At 74.5% G+C, this 20,547-nt stretch carries 20 protein-coding genes; 17 read left to right on the top strand and 3 right to left on the bottom strand.

Features of this window, described 5'->3' with window-relative positions; genetic code table 11:
* Positions 1–19 precede the first annotated feature (19 nt).
* Genes AD017_RS06050 through AD017_RS06040 form a run of 3 tightly spaced genes read left to right on the top strand, consistent with a single transcriptional unit; the run spans position 20 to position 1,853 of the window.
* A complete protein-coding gene (locus tag AD017_RS06050; protein ID WP_010239594.1) occupies positions 20–544 on the top strand; it encodes a gamma carbonic anhydrase family protein in 525 nt (174 codons plus the stop codon).
* On the top strand, positions 544–1,224 hold the full coding sequence (locus AD017_RS06045; protein ID WP_010239597.1) for a uracil-DNA glycosylase: 681 nt from the start codon (positions 544–546) through the stop codon (positions 1,222–1,224). The genes AD017_RS06050 and AD017_RS06045 overlap by 1 nt, the downstream gene beginning before the upstream one ends.
* Before the next feature lie 44 nt (positions 1,225–1,268).
* Entirely contained in the window at positions 1,269–1,853 is a 585-nt protein-coding gene (locus AD017_RS06040) for a DUF1707 domain-containing protein (RefSeq protein WP_050802497.1), read from the top strand.
* Positions 1,854–1,948: 95 nt separating this feature from the next.
* Here AD017_RS06040 and rpmB read toward each other — a convergent pair whose 3' ends face one another.
* The gene (gene rpmB / locus AD017_RS06035) at positions 1,949–2,140 is read right to left on the bottom strand and encodes a 50S ribosomal protein L28 (RefSeq protein ID WP_010239613.1); all 192 of its coding nucleotides are present in this window, start codon (positions 2,138–2,140) and stop codon (positions 1,949–1,951) included.
* A 148-nt stretch (positions 2,141–2,288) separates the two neighbouring features.
* On the opposite strand from rpmB, the gene AD017_RS36055 reads away from it, so the two are divergent.
* Together AD017_RS36055 and recG are read left to right on the top strand one after the other, a co-directional pair.
* Positions 2,289–4,415, top strand: a complete 2,127-nt coding sequence (locus AD017_RS36055; RefSeq protein ID WP_060573395.1) for a DAK2 domain-containing protein — start codon at positions 2,289–2,291, stop codon at positions 4,413–4,415.
* Positions 4,416–6,581: an ATP-dependent DNA helicase RecG gene (gene recG, locus AD017_RS06025; RefSeq protein ID WP_060573393.1), complete on the top strand. Its 2,166-nt coding sequence runs from the start codon at positions 4,416–4,418 to the stop codon at positions 6,579–6,581.
* 6 nt (positions 6,582–6,587) lie between these two features.
* On the opposite strand, the gene AD017_RS06020 is transcribed toward recG, so the two are convergent.
* Complete coding sequence (locus tag AD017_RS06020) at positions 6,588–7,448, bottom strand: hypothetical protein (RefSeq protein ID WP_060573392.1); 861 nt, start codon at positions 7,446–7,448, stop codon at positions 6,588–6,590.
* 180 nt (positions 7,449–7,628) lie between these two features.
* On the opposite strand from AD017_RS06020, the gene AD017_RS06015 reads away from it, so the two are divergent.
* The 4 genes from AD017_RS06015 (at position 7,629) to AD017_RS06000 (ending at position 13,068) form a co-directional block, all read left to right on the top strand.
* Positions 7,629–11,009 (top strand): pyruvate carboxylase, encoded by a 3,381-nt coding sequence (locus tag AD017_RS06015; RefSeq protein ID WP_060573390.1) that lies wholly within the window; start codon positions 7,629–7,631, stop codon positions 11,007–11,009.
* 79 nt (positions 11,010–11,088) lie between these two features.
* A complete protein-coding gene (gene rsmD / locus AD017_RS06010; RefSeq protein WP_145982671.1) occupies positions 11,089–11,676 on the top strand; it encodes a 16S rRNA (guanine(966)-N(2))-methyltransferase RsmD in 588 nt (195 codons plus the stop codon).
* Between the two features lie 41 nt (positions 11,677–11,717).
* Entirely contained in the window at positions 11,718–12,203 is a 486-nt protein-coding gene (gene coaD / locus AD017_RS06005; protein ID WP_010232325.1) for a pantetheine-phosphate adenylyltransferase, read from the top strand.
* A gap of 97 nt (positions 12,204–12,300) precedes the next feature.
* Positions 12,301–13,068 (top strand): DivIVA domain-containing protein, encoded by a 768-nt coding sequence (locus AD017_RS06000; RefSeq protein WP_139317045.1) that lies wholly within the window; start codon positions 12,301–12,303, stop codon positions 13,066–13,068.
* Between the two features lie 10 nt (positions 13,069–13,078).
* Here AD017_RS06000 and AD017_RS33260 read toward each other — a convergent pair whose 3' ends face one another.
* Positions 13,079–13,579, bottom strand: a complete 501-nt coding sequence (locus AD017_RS33260) for a glyoxalase/bleomycin resistance/extradiol dioxygenase family protein (RefSeq protein ID WP_060573388.1) — start codon at positions 13,577–13,579, stop codon at positions 13,079–13,081.
* A gap of 34 nt (positions 13,580–13,613) precedes the next feature.
* On the opposite strand from AD017_RS33260, the gene AD017_RS05990 reads away from it, so the two are divergent.
* The 8 genes from AD017_RS05990 to AD017_RS05950 all read left to right on the top strand — a co-directional run bounded on the left by AD017_RS05990 (position 13,614) and on the right by AD017_RS05950 (position 20,400).
* Positions 13,614–14,435, top strand: a complete 822-nt coding sequence (locus AD017_RS05990) for a helix-turn-helix domain-containing protein (RefSeq protein ID WP_227012673.1) — start codon at positions 13,614–13,616, stop codon at positions 14,433–14,435.
* Between the two features lie 124 nt (positions 14,436–14,559).
* Positions 14,560–15,525: a MinD/ParA family protein gene (locus tag AD017_RS05985; protein WP_060573384.1), complete on the top strand. Its 966-nt coding sequence runs from the start codon at positions 14,560–14,562 to the stop codon at positions 15,523–15,525.
* Positions 15,526–15,551: 26 nt separating this feature from the next.
* The gene (locus tag AD017_RS05980; protein WP_010232331.1) at positions 15,552–16,130 is read left to right on the top strand and encodes a DUF177 domain-containing protein; all 579 of its coding nucleotides are present in this window, start codon (positions 15,552–15,554) and stop codon (positions 16,128–16,130) included.
* 70 nt (positions 16,131–16,200) lie between these two features.
* Positions 16,201–16,383 (top strand): 50S ribosomal protein L32, encoded by a 183-nt coding sequence (gene rpmF / locus AD017_RS05975; protein WP_010232332.1) that lies wholly within the window; start codon positions 16,201–16,203, stop codon positions 16,381–16,383.
* A 7-nt stretch (positions 16,384–16,390) separates the two neighbouring features.
* Positions 16,391–17,140, top strand: a complete 750-nt coding sequence (rnc, locus tag AD017_RS05970; RefSeq protein WP_010232333.1) for a ribonuclease III — start codon at positions 16,391–16,393, stop codon at positions 17,138–17,140.
* Positions 17,141–18,022, top strand: a complete 882-nt coding sequence (mutM, locus tag AD017_RS05965) for a bifunctional DNA-formamidopyrimidine glycosylase/DNA-(apurinic or apyrimidinic site) lyase (RefSeq protein WP_060573382.1) — start codon at positions 17,141–17,143, stop codon at positions 18,020–18,022.
* An 882-nt stretch (positions 18,023–18,904) separates the two neighbouring features.
* Positions 18,905–19,222: a PadR family transcriptional regulator gene (locus AD017_RS05955; RefSeq protein ID WP_060573378.1), complete on the top strand. Its 318-nt coding sequence runs from the start codon at positions 18,905–18,907 to the stop codon at positions 19,220–19,222.
* Positions 19,222–20,400 carry a hypothetical protein gene (locus AD017_RS05950; RefSeq protein ID WP_060573376.1) on the top strand — a complete coding sequence of 393 codons (1,179 nt, stop codon included), beginning with the start codon at positions 19,222–19,224 and terminating at the stop codon, positions 20,398–20,400. Before AD017_RS05955 ends, AD017_RS05950 begins: the two co-directional genes overlap by 1 nt.
* The last annotated feature ends 147 nt before the right edge of the window (positions 20,401–20,547 follow it).

The raw sequence follows: 20,547 nt of genomic DNA, 5'->3' as shown, positions 1-20,547 counted from the left end.
GGACTCGTACCCTGCGGGTGTGCCTCTGTACGCGCTCGGTGACGCCGAACCGGACATCCACCCGACCGCCTACGTCCACCCGGACGCCGTCGTGATCGGGAACGTGACACTCGGGCCGGAGTCGACCGTGTGGCCCACCGCGGTGCTGCGCGGCGACGACGGCCGGATCGAGGTCGGCGCCCGCACCAGCATCCAGGACGGCTCGATCATCCACACCACGCTGCGCCAGGCGACCGTCATCGGCGACGAGGTGACCGTCGGTCACAACGTGCACATCGAGGCGGCGACCATCGGGAACCGGGCGCTGATCTCGTCGGGATCGGTCGTGCTGAACGGCTCGACGGTCGGTGCGGGCGCGATCGTCGCCGCCGGCGCGGTCGTCTCGCCCGGTGCGGAGGTCCCGGACCGGGCGATGGCGCTCGGCGTCCCGGCCCGGGTCCGCGACGGGTACGAGGTGCCGGAGGACCGCTGGAAGCACTCGGTGGAGTCCTATGTCGACCGGGGCCGCCGGTTCCGCGAGCAGCTGCGCAGGCTGGAGGACTGATGGCCGCGAAGCCGTTGCACGAGGTCGTCGAGGCAGGCTGGGCGGAGGCGCTCGCGCCGGTGGCCGAGACGGTCTCCTCGATGGGGGAGTTCCTGCGGGCGGAGATCGCCGCGGGGCGCCGGTACCTGCCGGCGGGGGCGAACGTCCTGCGGGCGTTCCAGCAGCCCTTCGAGGACGTCCGGGTACTGATCGTCGGGCAGGACCCGTACCCGACGCCCGGGCACGCCGTCGGCCTGTCGTTCTCGGTCGCCGAGGAGACCCGCCCGCTACCGCGCTCGCTGCAGAACATCTTCCGGGAGTACACGGAGGATCTCGGGCACCCGGCGCCGTCGTCGGGTGACCTGACGCCGTGGACCGACCAGGGCGTGCTGCTGCTCAACCGGTGCCTCACCGTCGCTCCCGGCGAGCCCGGCTCGCACCGGAACAAGGGCTGGGAGGAGGTCACCGAGCAGGCCATCCGGGCGCTGGTCGCCCGCGACGCCGAGCCGATGGTGGCGATCCTCTGGGGCCGCGACGCCCGCAACCTCGTCCCGCTGCTGGAGGACGTGCCGCTGGTCGAGTCGGCGCACCCGTCGCCGATGTCGGCCGACCGCGGGTTCTTCGGGTCCCGGCCGTTCAGCCGTGCGAACGACCTGCTGGAGGAGATCGGCGGCGACCCGGTCGACTGGAAGCTTCCCTGACGGTCGGAACCATTAGGCTCGTCGGGGTGGACGACTCGGGCGAGATGCGCATATCGGACGCCGATCGTGAAGCCGCCGCGAAGCGGCTGCACGACGCGCTGGGCGAGGGCCGCATCACCCTGACCGAGCTCGAGGAACGCCTCGACGCGGTCTACGCGGCCCGCACCGCGAGCGAGCTGCGTCCCCCGCTGGCGGACCTGCCCGGCGGCCTGCCGCCGTCGGTGGCGTCCGGCGCGGCACCGGCCCGTTCCGCGGGCTCCGAAGACCGGGTGCACCTGCGCACCGGGGCCGGCACCGTGAAGCGGACCGGTGACTGGGAGGTGCCTGCCGCGCTACGGCTCACGACGAGCATGGGCACCATCCACCTCGACCTGTCCGAGGTGCGGCGGATGCCGCCGCGCGTCGACGTCGAGGTCTCGACCGGGATGGGGGAGATCGTGCTGATCCTCCCCGAGGGCGGCACCGCCGACGTCGACGGCGTCAGCGGGTCCTGGGGCGAGGTGAAGACGAAGGTCCCCGGGACGCCCGCCGGATCCGGCCCGCACCTCGTGGTGCACGGCAAGGTCGGGATGGGCTCCCTCACCGTCCGCGGGTCGCGCAAGGGCTGGTGGCGGGCCGTCCTCGGCTAGGAACCGGCTACCGACACGGCCCCGGACACGACGACGGCCCGGTCCCTCGCGGGAACCGGGCCGGTCGGTGTTCTGATCTCGCTGGACGCACCGCGTCAGACGCGGGTGACCTTCCCGGCCTTCAGGCAGGAGGTGCAGGCGTTGATGCGGCGGCGGTTGCCACCGTTGATCGCGGCCCGAACGGTCTGGATGTTCGGGTTCCAGCGGCGGTTGGTACGGCGGTGCGAGTGCGAGACGGACATGCCGAAGCCCGGACCCTTGCCGCAGACGTCGCAGACGGCAGCCACGTCGGACACTCCTCGAGGGGTTGGCGAACAGTTCACGAAGCCCGGGCGTGCCGGGGCTCGGTCTGCAAGTCTAGCGAGGGGGGTACCGCGATCTCCGCGGGGGCCCGCCAGGAGCGCCGGACCGGTGCGGCGCACCTAGGGTGGCAGGGTGGCCCCGCCGTTCGACCCCGCGCTGCTGCGCCGCTGGATCGACGCCGCCGCCGCGCGGCTCGCCGAGTGCCGGGCCGAGATCGACCGGATCAACGTCTTCCCGGTCGCGGACCACGACACCGGGTCGAACCTGCTGCTCACGGTACGTGCGGCGGCATCTGCGCCGCTGGAGGGCGGCCCCGCCCGGGCCGCGGCCGCGCTGGCCGCCGCGGCGGTGCGGGGGGCCCGGGGCAACTCGGGGCTGATCCTCTCGCAGCTGTTCCGCGGGGTGGCCGAGGAGCTGGACGCGGGGGAGGGGCGTGACGGGGCGGGGCGTGACACCCGGGGCGACGGCGCCGTGGTGCCCGGTGGCCGGGTGGACGTGTCTTCGGCGGACGGGAGTCCGGCGAGTCGTGGCCCGGACGGTGCCCCGGTCCCCGGCGCCCCGGTCCCCGGCGCCCCGGTCCCCGGCGCCTCGGTGGCCGGTGGCTCGGTGGCCGGTGGCTCGGTGGCCGGTGGCTCGGTACCCGGGGCGGCGCCCCGGCCGGGCTCGTCGTCGGTCGCGGGCGTGCCGGACGCGGTGACCGTGCTCGCCGGGGCGCTCCGGCGTGCGGCGGACCTGGCCGCGGCCGCGGTGTCCGTCCCCCGCCCCGGCACGGCGCTGACCGTGCTCGACGCCGCTGCGTCCGCCCTCGCCGCACGGGTTCCCGTCGTCCGCACGGGGGCCGATCCCGTGCGAGGCGAGCGAACCCGTGCGAACCATGGGAACGAGGGGGTCGGGGCCATCGGCGGGCGTGTGGTCGCCGGGGGGCTCGCCGGAGGCGCTCGGCTCGCGGCGGAGGCCGCGCGGGTGGCACTGACGACGCCCGTGGGCCGCCCCGCCGAACTCGTCCGCGCGGGAGTGGTCGACGCGGGCGGCCTCGGTCTCGTCGCCGTGCTCGACGCGCTGGTGCTCGCGACCGGGGGCGAGCCGGCACCGCCACCGCCGGGTACGGCGCCGGGTGGGGCCGCGGCCGGGGCAGGCTCGCCACCGAGCGGAGCCGACGCGCCACCGAACGGGAATGCCGGGGCACCGGACGGAGCAGCGCCGGCACCGGCCGACGCGCCGCACCGGCGGGCCCTGCTGCCGGACCAGGAGGTCGGGGTCCCGGACGGAGCAGCCGGGGAACCGCACCGGTGGGCCACGGTGCCGGACCGGGCGGCAGGGGCGCCGCACGGTCCGGCGGACGGGATGCAGCCCGTGCGCCCGGTGCCGCAGCCGGTGTACGAGGTCACCTACTGGCTCGCCGACCCGGGTGCGGACGCGCTCGCGACCCTGCGCGCGCGGCTGAGCGGTCTCGGGGACTCGGTGACCGTCGCGGGCGACGGCACGGGCGGCTGCACCGTCCACGTGCACACCACCGAGGCGGGTCCCGCGGTCGAGGCGGGGATGGTGGCGGGGCGGCCGTCGTCGATCCGGATCGAAGCCCTCCCGGCCGAGGCGCCCACCCGGGCCCGCGCCGTCCTCCTGATGATCGAGAGCGCCGGGGCGGGTGCACTGGCGCGGCAGGCGGGCGGCGACGTCCTGGTCGCCGAGCCGGACCCGGCCGTCGACGAGGTCCTCGCTGCGATCCGGGCCACCGGCGCCGAGCACGTCGCCGTGCTGCCGTGCGCGGCGCACCGCCGGACCCTCGCCGAGACCGCCGCCGCGCGGGTCCGCGAGGAGGGGATCGACGTCGTGGTCGTCCCGTCGTCGTCGGTGCTGCAGGGGCTGGCCGCGCTCGCGGTGCACGATCCGGCGCGGCGGGCGTCCGACGACGTCGTCGCGATGGCGGAGGCCGCCGCGGGGACCCGCACCGGCGGGCTGCAGATCGCCGAGGCCGAAGCGCTCACGTGGGCCGGGCCGTGCCGGCCGGGCGAGGTGCTGGGCCTGTCCGACGGCGAGGTGGTGCTGATCGCCCCGGATCTCGCTGTCGGTGCGCTGTGGTTGGCTCATCGCATGCTCACGCCGGGTGGCGAGCTGGTGACCGTGCTGCTCGGCTCGGCCGCCGGCGACGGGCTGGGCGAGCGGTTCGCCGACGACCTGCGGCGTACCCATCCGGAGGTGGACGTGGTGGTGCACCGGGGCGGGCAGAGTGACTTCCCGCTGGTGCTGGGGGTGGAGTAGATGGACGCGTACGACCTGGACAGCCGGCTGGACGGGCCGCTGGGACGCAAGGCCGCCGAGGCGCTGGCCCCGCTGGGTCTGGAGACGGTCGGGGACCTGCTGCGGCACTACCCGCGCCGCTACGTCGACCGCGGCCGGCTCACCGACATCGCCGGGCTGGTCGCCGGCGAGCACGCGACCGTCGTCGCACAGGTCGCGAAGGCGGAGCTGCGGGACATGCGCAACCGGCGCGGGAAGATGTTGAAGGCCGTCATCCGCGACGAGAAGGGCGGCGAGCTGGACTGCACCTTCTTCAACGGCTGGAAGCTGCAGGGCTTCGTGAAGGCCGGGGCGGTCGGTGTGTTCTCCGGCAAGGTCGGTGTGTTCAACCGGCGGCTGCAGCTCACCCACCCGCAGTTCGAGGAGATCGACGAGACCGACTCGCTGCGCCCGTTCCTGTCGGTCTACCCGGCGAACGCCAAGGTCACCTCGCAGGCCATCGCGCGGTCGGTCCGCCAGGTCCTCGACCAGATCGACGACCCCACCGACCCGCTTCCCGACGCGCTGCGCGAGCGCGAGCAGCTCACCGAGCTGGGGCGGGCGCTGCGCCGGATCCACGTGCCGGAGGCCGAGGCCGACATCCACGCGGCCCGGCACCGCCTGGTGTGGGACGAGGCGCTCGGCGTGCAGCTCGCGCTCGCACTGCGCCGGCAGGCCGCGGTCGCCCGGCCCGCGCCGGTGTGCCCGCGCACCGAGGGGGGCCTGCTCGCCGCGTTCGACGCCGACCTGCCGTTCCCGCTCACCGACGGCCAGGAGGCCGTGGGCGAGGAGATCGCCGCGGACCTCGGTGCCGAGCACCCGATGAACCGGCTGGTCCAGGGCGACGTGGGCGCCGGCAAGACGATCGTCGCGCTACGGGCGATGCTGCAGGTCGTCGACGCCGGCAAGCAGGCCGCGATGCTCGCGCCCACCGAGGTGCTCGCCGCCCAGCACGCCCGCTCGCTGCGCGGGATGCTCGGCGCCCTCGGGCGCGCCGGTGAGCTCGACGCCACCGACGGCGCCACCTCGATCACCCTGCTCACCGGTTCGATGGGGGTGAAGGCCCGGCGTCAGGCGCTGCTGGACGCGCAGTCCGGCGCGGCCGGGATCGTCGTCGGGACCCACGCGCTGATCCAGGACACGGTCGGGTTCGCCGATCTCGGGCTGGTCGTCGTCGACGAGCAGCACCGGTTCGGGGTCGAGCAGCGCGACGCGCTGCGGGCCCGCGGCGAGCGCGCCCCGCACATGCTGGTCATGACCGCGACGCCGATCCCGCGCACGGTCGCGATGACGGTGTACGGCGATCTCGCCGTCTCCGAGCTCAAGGGCCTGCCCCGCGGCCGGTCCCCGGTGACGACGACGGTCGTCCCGCTGTCCGAGCACCCCGGCTGGATCGAGCGCGTGTGGCAGCGGATCCAGGAGGAGGTCGAGCGCGGCCACCAGTGCTACGTCGTGTGCCCGCGGGTCGGGGACACCGAGAAGGAGGATCCGGAGCTGGAGGAGCCGCCGCCGGAGGAGGGGGAGTCCGAGCGGCGCCCCCCGCTGGCGGTCCTCGACATCGCCCCGATGATCACCGAGAAGCTCGGGGGGCTGCGGATCGGGATCCTGCACGGCAAGCTCCCGGCGGACGAGAAGGACGCGGTGATGCGGGCCTTCGAGCGCGCCGAGCTCGATGTCCTGGTGGCGACGACGGTCATCGAGGTCGGCGTCGACGTGCCGAACGCGACCGGGATCGTGCTCCTCGACGCCGACCGGTTCGGCCTGTCCCAGCTGCACCAGCTGCGCGGCCGCGTCGGCCGGGGCAGCGCCGCCGGCCTGTGCCTGCTGGTCACCGAGATGCCGGCCGCCACCACCGCGCGGGAGCGGCTCGACGCGGTGGCCGGCACCACCGACGGCTTCGAGCTCGCCCGGCTCGACCTGGAGCTGCGCCGCGAGGGCGACGTGCTCGGTGCCAGCCAGTCCGGGTCCCGCTCGGGGCTGAAACTGCTGTCGCTCCTGCGGCACGGCGACGTCATCGCGAAGGCGCAGCTCTACGCCCGGGACCTGGTCGACCGCGACCCGGACCTCGGCGGGCACCCGCGCCTGCGCGATCTCGTCGGCGAGACCCTCGGCGACGAGGAGCGGGCCGCCTACCTGGACAAGGCCTGACCGGGCTCATGTCCCGGGCAGCTCGCCCCGGGCCCGCGCGTCCAGATGGGCGCGGGCCGGTCGCGGCAGGTGGATCACCCCGGCGCGGTCGAGCCGGTCCAGCTCGCTGCGCGCGCGGGAGTAGGCGGCCAGCCGTTCCGGCTCGGAGTCCGAGTCCCGCGCCGTCGTCAGGAGCTTGACGACCCGTTCGACGGTGCGCCGCTCCTCCGCGGAGAGGCCGGACAGCCGGATCCGGTCCGCCGCCTCGACCGCGGCCCGCCAGGCCCGGCGGGCCTGCTCGACCGCCCGGACGTAGGTGCCGCCGAACGGTTCGCCGGGGTAGCCGTCGGTGTCGAGTGCCTGCGCGGCGGCGAACGCGTCGACGAACCGCGCCGTGCTCCCGACGGCGACGTCGGACAGCGCGGGCCGGTGCAGCACCGCCATCGGGTCGGTCTCGTGCTCGGCGAACTCGGCCCGCACCCGCTGGAAGTCGGCACGCGCCCGGCGCCACGCCTCCTCGGCCGTCACCGCGGCGGCCGGGACCGCTGTCACGGGGCCGGCCTCCGGGCGTCGTACCGCACCTTTCAGCCAGGTCCACGTCCCGGCCACGACCAGGCCGACGAGCAGGATCGCCAGGATCTGCGCGACCACCGTGACCACCACCGCCACCGCCGTTCCCGTGAGGAGCACCGCACCCGACACGAGCGCGACCGCCGCCACCGGACGGACGGGGCCGCCGCGGCGGCGCAACCGCCGTTCCCGCCGGTGGTCGTACCGGGCGGCCCCGTGGTGCACCCGCGCGCCCCGGTGCGCGACCCCGCCGGGGCCGTGCCGGTGCCCGCCACGGCCGTACCGGCCGCCGTGCCGGTGGTGGGTGCTCCGCGTCATACCTCCTTGCTACCGGAACCCGCCGGGTCGCGGTGCGGGCCGTACGGGTGGCGGTGCCGGGGGGGTCCCGCCACGTGGTCGTGCGGTGGTGGGCCCACGTCCCACGTGCCAGGATCACGCGTCCGGTCTGCGGAAACCCCGCGGTCCCGGGTCTCGACGCCGAACAGGATGAGGAGACAGATGTTCCGCAAGGTTCTGGTGGCCAACCGGGGTGAGATCGCGATCCGGGCGTTCCGGGCGGCCTTCGAGCTGGGCGTGTCGACGGTGGCCGTCTTCCCGTACGAGGATCGCAACTCCTTGCACCGTGCCAAGGCGGACGAGTCGTACCGGATCGGTGAGCAGGGCCATCCGGTCCGCGCGTACCTGTCGGTCGACGAGGTCGTCCGCGCCGCGAAGAAGGCCGGCGCGGACGCCGTCTACCCGGGCTACGGCTTCATGTCCGAGAACCCGGACCTGGCCCGCGCCTGCCGCGAGGAGGGCATCACCTTCGTCGGCCCGCCGACCGAGGTGCTCCACCTGACCGGCAACAAGTTCCGAGCCGTCGCCGCGGCCCGCGAGGCCGGCGTCCCGGTGCTGGAGTCGTCGGACCCGTCGTCGGACGTCGACGAGCTGCTCGCGGCCTCGGAGAACATCGACTTCCCGATCTTCGTCAAGGCCGTCGCCGGGGGTGGCGGGCGCGGTATGCGCCGGGTCCAGGAGCCGGGCGCGCTGCGTGAGGCGATCGAGGCGGCGATGCGCGAGGCCGAGTCCGCGTTCGGCGATCCGACCGTGTTTCTCGAGCAGGCCGTGGTGAACCCGCGCCACATCGAGGTCCAGATCCTCGCCGACGCCGACGGCAACGTCGTGCATCTCTACGAGCGGGACTGCTCGGTGCAGCGCCGCCACCAGAAGGTCGTCGAGATCGCCCCGGCGCCGAACCTCGATCCCGAGGTCCGCGACGCCATCTGCGCCGACGCGGTCAACTTCGCGCGCCAGATCGGCTACGTCAACGCGGGCACCGTGGAGTTCCTGCTCGACGAGCGCGGCAAGCACCACTTCATCGAGATGAACCCGCGGATCCAGGTCGAGCACACGGTGACCGAGCAGGTCACCGACCGGGACCTGGTCATCGCCCAGCTGCGGATCGCGTCCGGGATGACGCTGCCCGAGCTCGCGCTGACCCAGGACGCGATCACGCTGACCGGCACGGCGATGCAGACCCGCATCACCACCGAGGACCCGGCCAACGAGTTCCGCCCGGACGTCGGGACGATCTCGGTGTACCGCTCCCCGGGCGGCCCCGGCGTGCGGCTCGACGGCGGCACCGTGCACGTCGGAGCCGAGGTGTCGGCGCACTTCGACTCCATGCTGGTCAAGCTCACCTGCCACGGCCACGACTTCACCAACGCCGCCCGCCGGGCCCGCCGCGCCATCGCCGAGTTCCGGATCCGTGGCGTCGCGACGAACCTGCCGTTCCTCGCCGCCGTCCTCGAGGACGACGACTTCAAGGCCGGCCGGGTCACCACCAGCTTCATCGAGGAACGCCCGCACCTGCTCAAGGCCCGCCCGTCCGCCGACCGGGGCTCGCGGATCCTGCAGTTCCTCGGCGAGACGACGGTGAACAAGCCGAACGGTGACCGCCCCGTCGTCGTCGAGCCGGTCGACAAGCTGCCGCTGGAGGTGGACCTCGACGCGCCGGTGGCGGACGGGTCGGCGCAGCTGTTGCGGGAGCTGGGTCCGGAGGGGTTCGCGGCCCGGCTGCGGGGGCAGTCCGCGGTGGCGGTCACCGACACCACGTTCCGGGACGCACACCAGTCGCTGCTGGCCACCCGGGTGCGTACCCGCGACCTCGTCGCGGTCGCGCCGTACGTCGCTCGCACGATGCCCGAGCTGCTCTCCCTCGAGTGCTGGGGCGGAGCGACCTACGACGTCGCACTGCGGTTCCTGGCCGAGGATCCGTGGGAGCGGCTCGCCGCGATCAAGGCCGCTGCCCCGAACATCTGCACACAGATGCTGCTGCGCGGCCGCAACACGGTGGGCTACACCCCGTACCCGACGGAGGTGACCGACGCGTTCGTCGCCGAGGCCGCGGCGACGGGGATGGACATCTTCCGGATCTTCGATGCGCTCAACGACGTGTCGCAGATGCGTCCGGCGATCGACGCCGTCCGCAGCACCGGCACCGCGCTGGCCGAGGTCGCGCTCTGCTACACCGCGGATCTGTCGGATCCCGGCGAGAAGCTCTACACCCTCGACTACTACCTGCGCCTCGCCGAGCAGATCGTCGACGCCGGTGCGCACGTGCTGGCGATCAAGGACATGGCGGGGTTGTTGCGGCCCCCGGCGGCGCGGACGTTGGTGTCGGCGTTGCGGGAGCGGTTCGATCTGCCGGTGCATCTGCACACCCATGACACGGCGGGTGGGCAGTTGGCGACGTTGACCGCGGCGATCGATGCGGGGGTCGATGCGGTGGACGGTGCGGTGGCGTCGATGGCGGGGACGACGTCGCAGCCGTCGTTGTCGGCGTTGGTGGCGGCGACCGATCACACCGAGCGGGCGACGGGGTTGTCGTTGCAGGCGGTGGGGGACATGGAGCCGTACTGGGAGGCGGTGCGGAAGGTCTACGCCCCCTTCGAGTCCGGGCTCGCCAGCCCCACCGGCCGGGTCTATCACCACGAGATCCCGGGTGGGCAGCTGTCCAACCTGCGTCAGCAGGCCATCGCGCTCGGCCTGGGCGACCGGTTCGAGCTGATCGAGGACTGTTACGCGGCGGCGGACCGGATGCTGGGGCGGCTGGTGAAGGTGACGCCGTCGTCGAAGGTCGTGGGCGACCTCGCCCTGCACCTCGTCGGCGCCGGGGTCGACGCGGCGGACTTCGAGAAGGACCCGGCGTCGTTCGACGTGCCGGACTCGGTGATCGGGTTCCTGCGCGGCGAGCTGGGTGAGCCCCCGGCGGGCTGGCCCGAGCCGTTCCGGACCCGTGCCCTGGAGGGCCGCAGCCCCGAGGCGGAGAGGGCGGAACTGTCCATCGAGGACCGTCGCGGGCTCCGTGACGAGCGCCGCCGCACGCTGAACCGGCTGCTGTTCCCCGGCCCGACGAAGGACTTCGACGCGCACCGAGAGCACTACGGCAACACCTCGGTGCTCTCGACGAAGGACTTCTTCTACGGCCTGGAGGAGGACCTCGAGCACACGGTGGAGCTCGAGCCCGGCGTGACGCTGCTGATCGAGCTGGAAGCGGTCTCCGAGCCCGACGAGCGCGGCTACCGCACCCTGCTCACCACCCTGAACGGGCAGATCCGCCCGGTCTCGGTGCGCGACGAGTCCGTCGCGACCGAGGTCAAGGCCGCGGAGAAGGCCGACAAGTCGAACGACGGCCACGTCGCCGCCCCGTTCGCCGGCGTCGTCACGCTCCAGGTCGCCGAGGGCGACACCGTCGACGCCGGCCAGACCGTGGCCACGATCGAGGCGATGAAGATGGAGGCCTCGATCACCACCCACCGCGCCGGCACCGTGTCCCGCCTCGCGATCGGCGACGTCCAGCAGGTCGAGGGCGGCGACCTGCTCGTCGAGCTGCGGTAGGCGCCTCCGGCGCTCGTGAGTGGTTCATTCGGTCAGGGCCGAGGCAACCACTCATGAGTGCCGGAGGCACCATGAACACGTGACGAGGGTGATCGCGGGGGCCGCGGGCGGGCGACGGCTGGACGTGCCGCCGTCGGGCACCCGGCCCACGTCCGACCGGGTGCGGGAGGCCCTGTTCTCCGCGCTCGACCACGACCCGGGGCTCGGCGGCGCGGCCGTCCTGGACGTCTGTGCCGGGTCCGGGGCGCTCGGGCTCGAGGCGCTGTCCCGCGGCGCGGCCGACGCGGTGTTCGTCGAGGCCGACAAGCGTGCGGCGGGGGTGCTGCGGCGCAACGTCGGGTCCGTCGGGCTCGGCGGCCGCGTCGTCGCCGGCCGGGCCGGGACCGTGCTCGCCGGGCCCGCACCGCGGACGTTCGACGTCGTGCTGGTCGACCCGCCCTACGCCGTCGGCGACGCCGAGATCGCCGGCTGGCTCACGGCCGCGGCGGGCAACGGCTGGCTCGCCGGCGACGCGGTGGTGGTCGTCGAGCGCGCCAAGGGTTCCGGCGACTTCGCCTGGCCCGCCGGGTTCGAGCCCGGACGGTCGCGCCGGTACGGCGACACCGTCCTGCACCACGCCCGGCACACCGGGGCCGTGTCGGATCCCGACGGTCCGCGGGCCCGGTAGGACGCCCGGAGCGATGATCACCGGCTGATAGGTTCCGCCGCATGTCGGTCGTGCGTCGTGCGGTGTGCCCCGGTTCCTACGACCCGCCGACGGTCGGTCACCTCGACGTGATCGCGCGGACCGCGGGACTGTTCGACGAGGTCTTCGTCGCGATCCTGGTCAACCCGCGCAAGCAGGGCATGTTCGAGGTCGACGAGCGGGTCGCGATGCTGGAGGAGATCACCTCCGACCTCCCCGGCGTGCGGGTCGAGTCGTTCTCCGGGCTCGTCGTCGACTACTGCCGCGAGCGGGGCGCCCAGGCACTGGTGAAGGGCCTCCGCGGCGCCACCGACTACGACTATGAGCTCCCGATGGCGCACATGAACCGGCACCTCACCGGCGTCGAGACGCTGTTCCTGCCCGGGGCGCCGGGCCAGGTCTACGTGTCGAGCTCGCTCGTCAAGGAGGTCGCCCGCGGCGGCGGCGACGTGACGCCGTTCCTGCCGCCGAGCATCCACGCCCGGCTGGTCGAGCGCCTGCAGGGTTGAGCCGCAGGGTTCGCGTTCACATGTGTGGGGGTCACCCGTCCGGAACTTGACACGCGGGAGTGGCCGGTAAGAACGCCCGGTACAGGTCGGCGGTGCGATGATCCCTCGCGTGTACCGGGTCTTCGAGTCGCTGGACGCGCTGGTGACGATCGTCGAGGAGGCGCGCAGCGTCCCGATGACGTCCAACTGCGTCGTCCCGCGTGGCGACGTGCTGGAGCTCCTCGACGACGTGCGCGAGGCGATCCCCGGCGAGATGGACGACGCCCAGGACGTCCTCGACCGCCGCGACGAGGTCGTCTCCGAGGCCGAGCGGGAGGCCGAGGAGACCCGGTCCGCCGCGAACTCCGAGGCCGAGGAGACCCTGCAGAACGCGCGCACCGAGGCCGAGCGGCTCGTCGCCGAGGCCCAGGAGGAGGCCGCGCAGACCCTCGCCGAGGCCCGGCACGAGGCCGAACGCGCCGTCGCCGAGGGGCGCAGGCAGTACTCGGAGCTCACCGACCGGGCCCGCGACGAGGCCGAGCGGATGGGGCACGCCGGGCGGGCCGCGCACGACCGCCTCGTCGCCGACGGGCAGAACGAACAGACCCGGCTCCTGTCGCAGGCCGAGGTCGTCCGCGCCTCGCACGCCGAGGCCGGCCGCGTCGTCGACGCCGCCCACGCCGAGAGCGACCGGCTCCGCCGCGAGTGCGACGACTACGTCGACACCACCCTCGGCGAGCTGGAGACGACGCTGAACAACGCGCTCGGCGTCGTCGGGCGGGGCCGCAGCCAGCTCTGGCGCGGCGGGCAGTACGACCCCGGCTACGAGTCCGGTTACGCGCAGAACGGCGGCCGGTCCGGTACCGGGATGGATCTCATCGACTGAGCGGGCCGGCTCAGGCCTGGGCGGCCGCCCACTCCGCGACCCGGCGCTCGCTCTCGGCGGGCGAGAGGTCCTCCACCCGCGTCATCACGGCCCACCGCACGCCGTACGGGTCGACTACCGAGGCGAACAGGTCCCCGGACACGAAGGTCGTCAGCGGTTCCCGGATGGTCGACCCCGCCGCGGTCAGGACGGCGACGGCGGCCTCGGCGTCCGGCACGTAGACCGCGAGCGACAGGCTCACCGGCTGGTCGCCCGGCTCGGCGGAGACCAGGCCGTAGCACGGCATCGCGTCGCTGACGGTGAACCGCCCGGACGGCAGCGCCAGCTCGGCGTGCCCGATCAGCCCACCCATCTCCGTGATCGAGACGACCCGTGCGCCGAACGCCGCGGAGTACAGTTCGACCGCCTCGCGGGCGGGGGACGCCACCAGGTGCGGTGTCAGCGAGGTGTGCGAGTTCGGGCGGCCCTCGGTGGTGTGCTCGCCGGTGGCGGCGGTGGTGGTGTTCGTCATACGGACCAGCCTGCCGCCCGTACCCGCTGCGTGCTTGAAGATTCCCGACAGCGTCGGCGTCACGGGTGGGGAGGGGCGGATGGTCGAGTCGCGGGGACACCTGAACCCGGGCGCACCGGAGGTGGCGCTGTCCCGGTTCCCGGCCGGTCTCGACGCGCTCGTCCGCTGGGTCTGGGTCGCCCGCTGGACCGTGCCGCACGGCCGCACCGTGACCCAGCGGGTGCTGCAGTACCCGTCGTTCAACCTGGTCACCGGTCCGGTCGGGGCGTCCCTGTACGGGCCGCGGGCCGTCGTCGGCACCCGGGAGCTCGCCGGCCGTTCCTGGGTGGCCGGCGTGCTGCTCCGCCCGGCCGCGGCGCCGGTGCTCACCACGACCGCACCGGCCGCGCTGACCGGCGCCGAGGAGCCGTTCCCCGGCGCACCGGTCGCGGAGCTGACGGCCGCGGTGCACGGTTCCGAGCCGGACCGGGCGGTCGCCGCCGTCGTGCGGGACTGGCTCGGGCCGTACGCGGACCGCGTCACCGACGCGGGGCTGCTGGTCAACCGGGCCTGCGCGCTCGCCGAGGAGCGGACCGACCTCGTCCGCGCCGACCAGCTCGCCGACGCGACCGGGGTCGCGCCGCGCACCCTCGAACGTCTGGTCCGCGCGCACGTCGGGCTGACCCCGCTGTGGCTGATCGACTGCCGGCGGCTGCAGTCGGCCGCGACCACGTTGCGCGAGGACCCCGGCGCGGACCTGGCCGCGCTGGCCGCCGACCTCGGGTACGCCGACCAGGCCCACTTCACCCGTCGCTACCGGGCCGTCGTCGGGGAGACGCCGGGCGCGACCCGGCGGGCCGCACGCGCGGCCGGCTGAGACCCGGCGAATCCGTCCCGCTGCGCCGAACGGCGTACTACTCTTCCGCTCCATGGCGCGCCGGCCCGAGCCCGATCCGACGACCTGGTGGGAGCGCTACGGACACCGGCTGGAAGGAAGCCCCGTGACGACCCGACCGGTCGACCCGCCGTCGTACCCGCCCGCTCCGGCGCGGCCCGACCTGCGCGAGGCCGAGGTGCTGCGGCCGCGCGCCGAACGGCCCCGCACCGGCTGGCGCCGGATGCTGCACGACGTGACCGGCGGCCGGGTCAACCCGGGACCGAGCGACGCCGAGGAGCGGCGCGACGCCCTGCTGACCCGCATCCGCGGGCCGCTGCCCGGCGCGCACCGGGTCGCGGTCATGTCGGTCAAGGGCGGCGTCGGGAAGACGACCGTGTCCGCCTGCCTCGGGCTGGCCCTGGCCGAGCACCGTGGTGACCGGGCCGTCGTCCTCGACGCGAACCCGGACGCCGGGACCCTCGCCGACCGGTTGACCGGCGACTCACGGGTCACCGTCCGGGAGCTGCTCGACGACCTGGAGTCCGTCGGGACCTGGACCGACGTCTCCCGGTACACCAGCCTCGCGGGCCGGCTGCAGGTCCTCTCCTCCGAGCAGGACCCGGCCGCGGGCGACGCGTTCCGCCGCGACGAGTACGAGCGCGTCTGCGACCTGCTCGGCCGGTTCTTCAACATCATCGTCACCGACTCGGGCACCGGGCTGGTCCACTCCGCGATGGAGGGGACCCTCGCCCGCGCCGACTCGGTCGTCGTGGTCGGCGCCCCCACCGTCGACGGCGCCGGGCGGGCGAGCAGGACACTGGACTGGCTGGTCGCGCACGGGCACGCCGGCCTCGCGGCGGACGCGGTCGTGGTGCTGTCCTGCGACCGGCACAGCGCCGAGGTCGACGCCGACCGGGTCCTCGAGCACTTCCGGAGCCGGGTGCGCGGCGTCGTCCCGGTCCCGCACGACCCGCACCTGGCCACCGGCGGCCGGATCGACCCGGCCCGGCTGCGCCCCGCGACGTCGGACGCGTTCCTCGAGCTCGGTGCCCTCGTCGCCGACGCGTTCGACGCGCGACCGGCGGGTTGATCGGTGCGCGTACGCTGGTCCGGGTCATGAGCACGCATCGCACGCCCGGAGACCGTCCCGACGAGAACCCGTGGGTGTTCAGCACCCGCGAGCTGGCCCGGCGGCCCGGCACACAGCGCACCGTCCAGCGCACGGTGCCCGCCCCGTCGGGCGACGCCGCCATCGGCCTGGCCGGCGTCATCGCCGTCCCCGAGGACTCGGAGGTCGACCTCGACCTCTCCCTGGAGTCGGTCACCGAGGGCGTCTACGTCTCCGGCACGGCCGCTGCGCGGCTGGAGGGCGAGTGCTCCCGGTGCCTCGACCCGATCGGCGACGACGTCGCGGTCCGGATCGGCGAGCTGTTCGCCTACCCGGACTCGGTCACCGAGGAGACCACCGACGCCGACGAGATCCCGCGGCTGGTCGACGACCGGATCGACATCACCCAGACCGTGCGCGACGCCGTCGTCACCGATCTCCCGATGGCGCCGCTGTGCAGGCCCGACTGCCCGGGCCTGTGCGACGTCTGTGGCGAGAGGTGGGCCGATCTCCCGCAGGATCACGGGCATGAGACACTGGATCCTCGTTGGGCGGCGCTCAAGGAGCGCCTGCCCTCCACCGACTGAGCGGGGGCTCCACGCGGAGCCCGCTCCCGGTGGGAAGACCTGATCGTTCGAAGTACCGAGGAGTGTCATCATGGCCGTCCCCAAGCGCCGGATGTCGCGGTCCAACACGCGTGCGCGCCGGTCGCAGTGGAAGGCCACTGCGCCGAACCTCGTCGCGTGCTCGAACCGCGCGTGCCGCGAGCCGAAGCTCCAGCACATCGCCTGCCCGACCTGCGGTCAGTACGACGGCCGGCAGGTCACCAGCCCGGCCTGATCCGGTAGTGGGTGACAAGAGCGTGACCGGTCCGGTGACGGACCGGTCTCCTCTGCTGTCCGCACTCGGGGTCGAGCTGGACGAGGAGCTGCTGACCCTCGCGCTCACCCACCGCTCGTACGCCTACGAGCACGGTGGACTGCCCACCAACGAGCGCCTGGAGTTCCTGGGCGACTCGGTGCTGTCCATCGTGATCACCGAACGGCTCTACCGGGACCACCCGGACCTCCCCGAGGGGCAGCTCGCGAAGCTGCGGGCCAGCGTCGTCAACATGCACGCGCTGGCGGGCGTCGCCGTGGCGCTGCCCACTCCCGGTGAGTCGTCCGACGGTCTCGGCGCCTACCTGTACCTGGGACGCGGCGAGGAACTGACCGGTGGCCGGTCGAAGGCCAGCATCCTGGCAGACGCCACCGAGGCCCTGCTCGGCGCCGTCTACCTGCAGCACGGGCTGGAGCCCTCCCGCGAGCTCGTCCACCGGCTGTTCGCCGACCTGCTGCACAGTGCGCCGCTGCTCGGCGCCGGTCTCGACTGGAAGACCAGCCTGCAGGAGCTCACCGCGGCCGGAGGGCACGGCGTGCCCGAGTACCGGATCGACGAGGAGGGCCCGGACCACCTCAAGGTGTTCACCGCGACCGCCGTCGTCGGGGGCCGTGACCTCGGCAGCGGGGCGGGCCGCACCAAGAAGGAAGCCGAGCAGAAGGCCGCCGAGCTCGCCTGGCGCACCCTGTCGGCCGAGAGCACCGGCTCCACGCACTAGATGCCGGAGCTCCCCGAGGTCGAGGTCGTCCGCCGGGGCCTCGCCGACCACGTCCTGGACCGCCGGGTCGCCGCCGTCGAGGTGCTGCACCCGCGGGCCGTCCGGCGGCATCCCACCGGCTCGGCGGACTTCACCGCCCGGCTGACCGGGCGGACGCTGCGTGCGGCCGCCCGCCGTGGCAAGTACCTGTGGCTCGAACTCGACACGGCCGAGGCCGGGGACGACGCGCTCCTCGCGCACCTCGGGATGTCCGGCCAGATGCTCGTCGAAAATCCGGCCGAGCCCGACGAGAAGCACCTGCGGGTCCGCCTCCGCTTCGACGACGACGGTCCCGAGCTGCGCTTCGTCGACCAGCGCACGTTCGGCGGGCTGTCGGTCCATCCGCTCGCCCCGGCGTCCGGCGGGGGCCTGCTGCCCGAGCCGGTCGCGCACATCGCGCGCGACCCGATGGACCCGGCCTTCTCCGCCGACGACACCGTCGCCGCGCTGCGCCGCAGGCGGACCGAGGTCAAGCGGGCGCTGCTGGACCAGACCGTGGTCTCGGGCATCGGCAACATCTACGCCGACGAGGCCCTCTGGCGGGCGAGACTGCACGGCCTGCGGCCCACCGAGAAGCTCACCCGGGCGCAGGGGCACGCCGTGCTCGACGCGGCCACCACCGTCATGACCGCGGCGCTCGCCCAGGGCGGGACCTCGTTCGACGCGCTGTACGTCAACGTCAACGGGGCGTCGGGGTACTTCGACCGGTCCCTGAACGTCTACGGACAGGTGGACCGGGCCTGCCCGCGCTGCGGCACGCCGATCCGGCGGGACGCGTTCATGAACCGCTCGTCCTTCACCTGCCCGCGCTGCCAGCCGAGACCCCGCACGCCGCGCACCTGACCCGCGCGCCGGTGCCGGGCCCTGGCGCACCGGACGCTCGCGCTCGTGCCGGGCCGTCGGGCGGTGCACCGCGCCCCTCGAGCGGCACACCGTGTCCGCCGGCCTCGGCCGTCGCGGTGCAGGGCGTACCCGTCGCCGGGGCCGGCCGTGCGCCCCACCGACGCAGCGGTGCCCGGCGCGTCGCTGGGTCGGCGACCGGGTTGCTGGGGGAGCCCACCGTTGCCGGGGTGCCATCGCGATGCTGCGAACCGCTGCGATGCTGCGAACCGCTGCGATGCTGCGAACCGCTGCGATGCTGCGAACCGTTGCGATGCTGCGAACCGCCGCGAGCTGCGGACCGCCGAGATGCAGCACAGCGCGAATTGTCGATCACTCGGCAACGCTGACCTGCATCTCGGCGGGGGTGAACCGGGCCGGTGCGGTGCGGGGCGAGCACGGTGCGGGCCGGTGCGAGGTGCGCTGCGGGGCATGGCGAGGTGCGCTGCGGGGCATGGCGCGGTGCGCTGCGGGGCATGGAGCGGCGTGGTGCGGGGCATGGAGCGGCGCGGTGCGGGGAACGGCGCGGCACGGTACGGAGCGGCGCGGTGCACGGCACGGCACGGCGCGGCACGGCGCGGTGCGGTGCACGGCACGGGGCGGCACGGCGCGGGGCACGGCGCGGCACGGCGCGGCGCGGTGCACGGCGCGGCACGGCGCGGTGCGGTGCGGGGTACGGCATGGCACGGCACGGAGCGGTGAGGTGCGGTGCGGGGCTCGGGTTGGAGCGGGCTTCGAAAAGGGGCCCGGAGCGGCGCGAGGCGGGTCGCTCATGCGGCGGAGGATGCAACGCGTTCGACACTACTGCGCATCACGTAGTACTCTCCGGCGCAGAAGGAGGGGGCGATGGACACCAGCCAGCTGCTCAAGGGGGTGCTCGACCTCGCGGTCCTGGCCGTGCTCGACAAGGAGGACGGCTACGGCTACGAGGTCGTGCGGGCACTGCGCGCGGCAGGACTCTCCGAGGTCGGTGACGCGTCGGTCTACGGCACCCTGCGCCGGCTCTACGGCGCGGGCCTGCTGACCTCGTACGTGGTCCCGAGCGAGGAGGGACCGCACCGCAAGTACTACGCGATCAACGAACCGGGCCGGGCCCGGCTGCAGGAGACGACGGCGCGGTGGCGGACGTTCGCCGCCACGATGGAAGGCCTGGTGGGCACGTGATGGCCGAGAACGGGACCGACGCGACGATCCGGATCGACGACGCGGTCACGGCCGACTATCTCGACGGGTTGCGGTCGGCGCTGGCCGACCTGCCTTCCGCGGAGCTGGCCGAGATCGTCGAGGACGCCTGCGGGCACCTCGCCGACCTCGCGGGTGAGCTGGGGGAGGCCTACGACCGGGCCGCGGTGCACGAGCGCCTCGGGACCCCCGCGGCGTACGCGACCGAGCTGCGCGCCGCCGCGGGGTTCCCGGCGCCGCCCGGTCCGGAGCCCCGTCCGCGCTGGGCGGCGCGGTTCGCGGTGCTCACGCTGGTCGGCGCGATGCTGCTCGCCGCGCTCGGCGGCGTCATCGGGGTGCCGGAGGGCGGCCTCGCGCTGATCCTCGGGCTCGTCGTCGCAGGGGTCGGGGTGTTGCCGGTGCTGCGGGACGGCCCGCGCCAGCCGACGGCGGGGGCGCTGCGACCGGTCCGGGCGCTCGACCGGCTGCGCGTCCGGGACGGTGCCCCGGCCGAGCCGAACTGGCGGGACCTGCCGGCGTTCGTCGCCGTCCTGCAGCCGGGGTGGTGGGTGCTGCGCGCCGTCGTCGCGGCGGGGGTGGTCGCCGTGATGCTCACGACGGGCGGCTCCACGGCGGTGCTGGTGACGGTGCTCATCTCGCTGGCGGCCGTGCCGCTCTCGGTCGCGCTCGGGGCCCGCTCCCGGTCCGACCGGCGGCTGCTGTGGGCGGTGCTGCCGCTGAACGTGTTCGCGGCGGGGCTGGTGTTCGCCGCGGCCGGGGCGCTCGCCGAGGACGACGACCCGGTCCGCTACTCCACGCCGTCCGGGCTCACGCTCGACGGCGAGTCGATCACCGACGTGCGCCCGTTCGACGCGAAGGGCAGGCCGCTGTCCGGGGTGTACCTGTTCGACCAGGACGGCACTCCGCTGGTGGTGGACGACTACTGCCCGGTCCGCGGACGCCCGGTGGCCGACGAGCCGGATGCGCCCGGTCCGTACCCCCGGGGGACCCGGACCTCGGACCCACGGACCGGTGAGTGCGTGACGACGCCGCCCGCGCCGATGGTCGTCACGATCCCGGGCGCGACGCCCGCACCCGCCACCTCGGCGGGCGCTCCGCCGTCGGCTCCGCCCGCACCGACCGCCACACCGGCGCCGGCCGTCCCGCGCCCCGGCGGCTGAGCAGCACCGGGGGTGGCCCGCGCTGCAGCGCGGGGACAGGACCTGCCGGACTCGGGGGAGAGCCGGCCACCCGGGCCGGGGGTACGCAGGGGGAGCGTGCCCCGGCCCGCCCGGCGCCGGGTACGCACAGGGGGCGTGCCCGGCGCC

Source organism: Pseudonocardia sp. EC080619-01 (assembly GCF_001420995.1).
In the GTDB taxonomy this organism is placed as follows: domain Bacteria; phylum Actinomycetota; class Actinomycetes; order Mycobacteriales; family Pseudonocardiaceae; genus Pseudonocardia.
The sequence above is the reverse complement of the archived record's forward strand: the minus strand, read 5'-3'. Positions and strand labels throughout refer to the sequence as shown.

Coding starts and splice junctions, on each gene's coding strand:
- AD017_RS06045 (WP_010239597.1), top strand. CDS start 544: ATGGCCGCGAAGCCGTTGCACGAGGTCGTCGAGGCAGGCTGGGCGGAG.
- AD017_RS05955 (WP_060573378.1), top strand. CDS start 18,905: ATGGACACCAGCCAGCTGCTCAAGGGGGTGCTCGACCTCGCGGTCCTG.
- AD017_RS06000 (WP_139317045.1), top strand. CDS start 12,301: ATGATCCCTCGCGTGTACCGGGTCTTCGAGTCGCTGGACGCGCTGGTG.
- coaD (WP_010232325.1), top strand. CDS start 11,718: ATGTCGGTCGTGCGTCGTGCGGTGTGCCCCGGTTCCTACGACCCGCCG.
- rpmF (WP_010232332.1), top strand. CDS start 16,201: ATGGCCGTCCCCAAGCGCCGGATGTCGCGGTCCAACACGCGTGCGCGC.
- AD017_RS06015 (WP_060573390.1), top strand. CDS start 7,629: ATGTTCCGCAAGGTTCTGGTGGCCAACCGGGGTGAGATCGCGATCCGG.
- recG (WP_060573393.1), top strand. CDS start 4,416: ATGGACGCGTACGACCTGGACAGCCGGCTGGACGGGCCGCTGGGACGC.
- AD017_RS05980 (WP_010232331.1), top strand. CDS start 15,552: ATGAGCACGCATCGCACGCCCGGAGACCGTCCCGACGAGAACCCGTGG.
- AD017_RS06020 (WP_060573392.1), bottom strand. CDS start 7,448: ATGACGCGGAGCACCCACCACCGGCACGGCGGCCGGTACGGCCGTGGC.
- AD017_RS05950 (WP_060573376.1), top strand. CDS start 19,222: ATGGCCGAGAACGGGACCGACGCGACGATCCGGATCGACGACGCGGTC.
- mutM (WP_060573382.1), top strand. CDS start 17,141: ATGCCGGAGCTCCCCGAGGTCGAGGTCGTCCGCCGGGGCCTCGCCGAC.
- AD017_RS06040 (WP_050802497.1), top strand. CDS start 1,269: ATGCGCATATCGGACGCCGATCGTGAAGCCGCCGCGAAGCGGCTGCAC.
- AD017_RS33260 (WP_060573388.1), bottom strand. CDS start 13,579: ATGACGAACACCACCACCGCCGCCACCGGCGAGCACACCACCGAGGGC.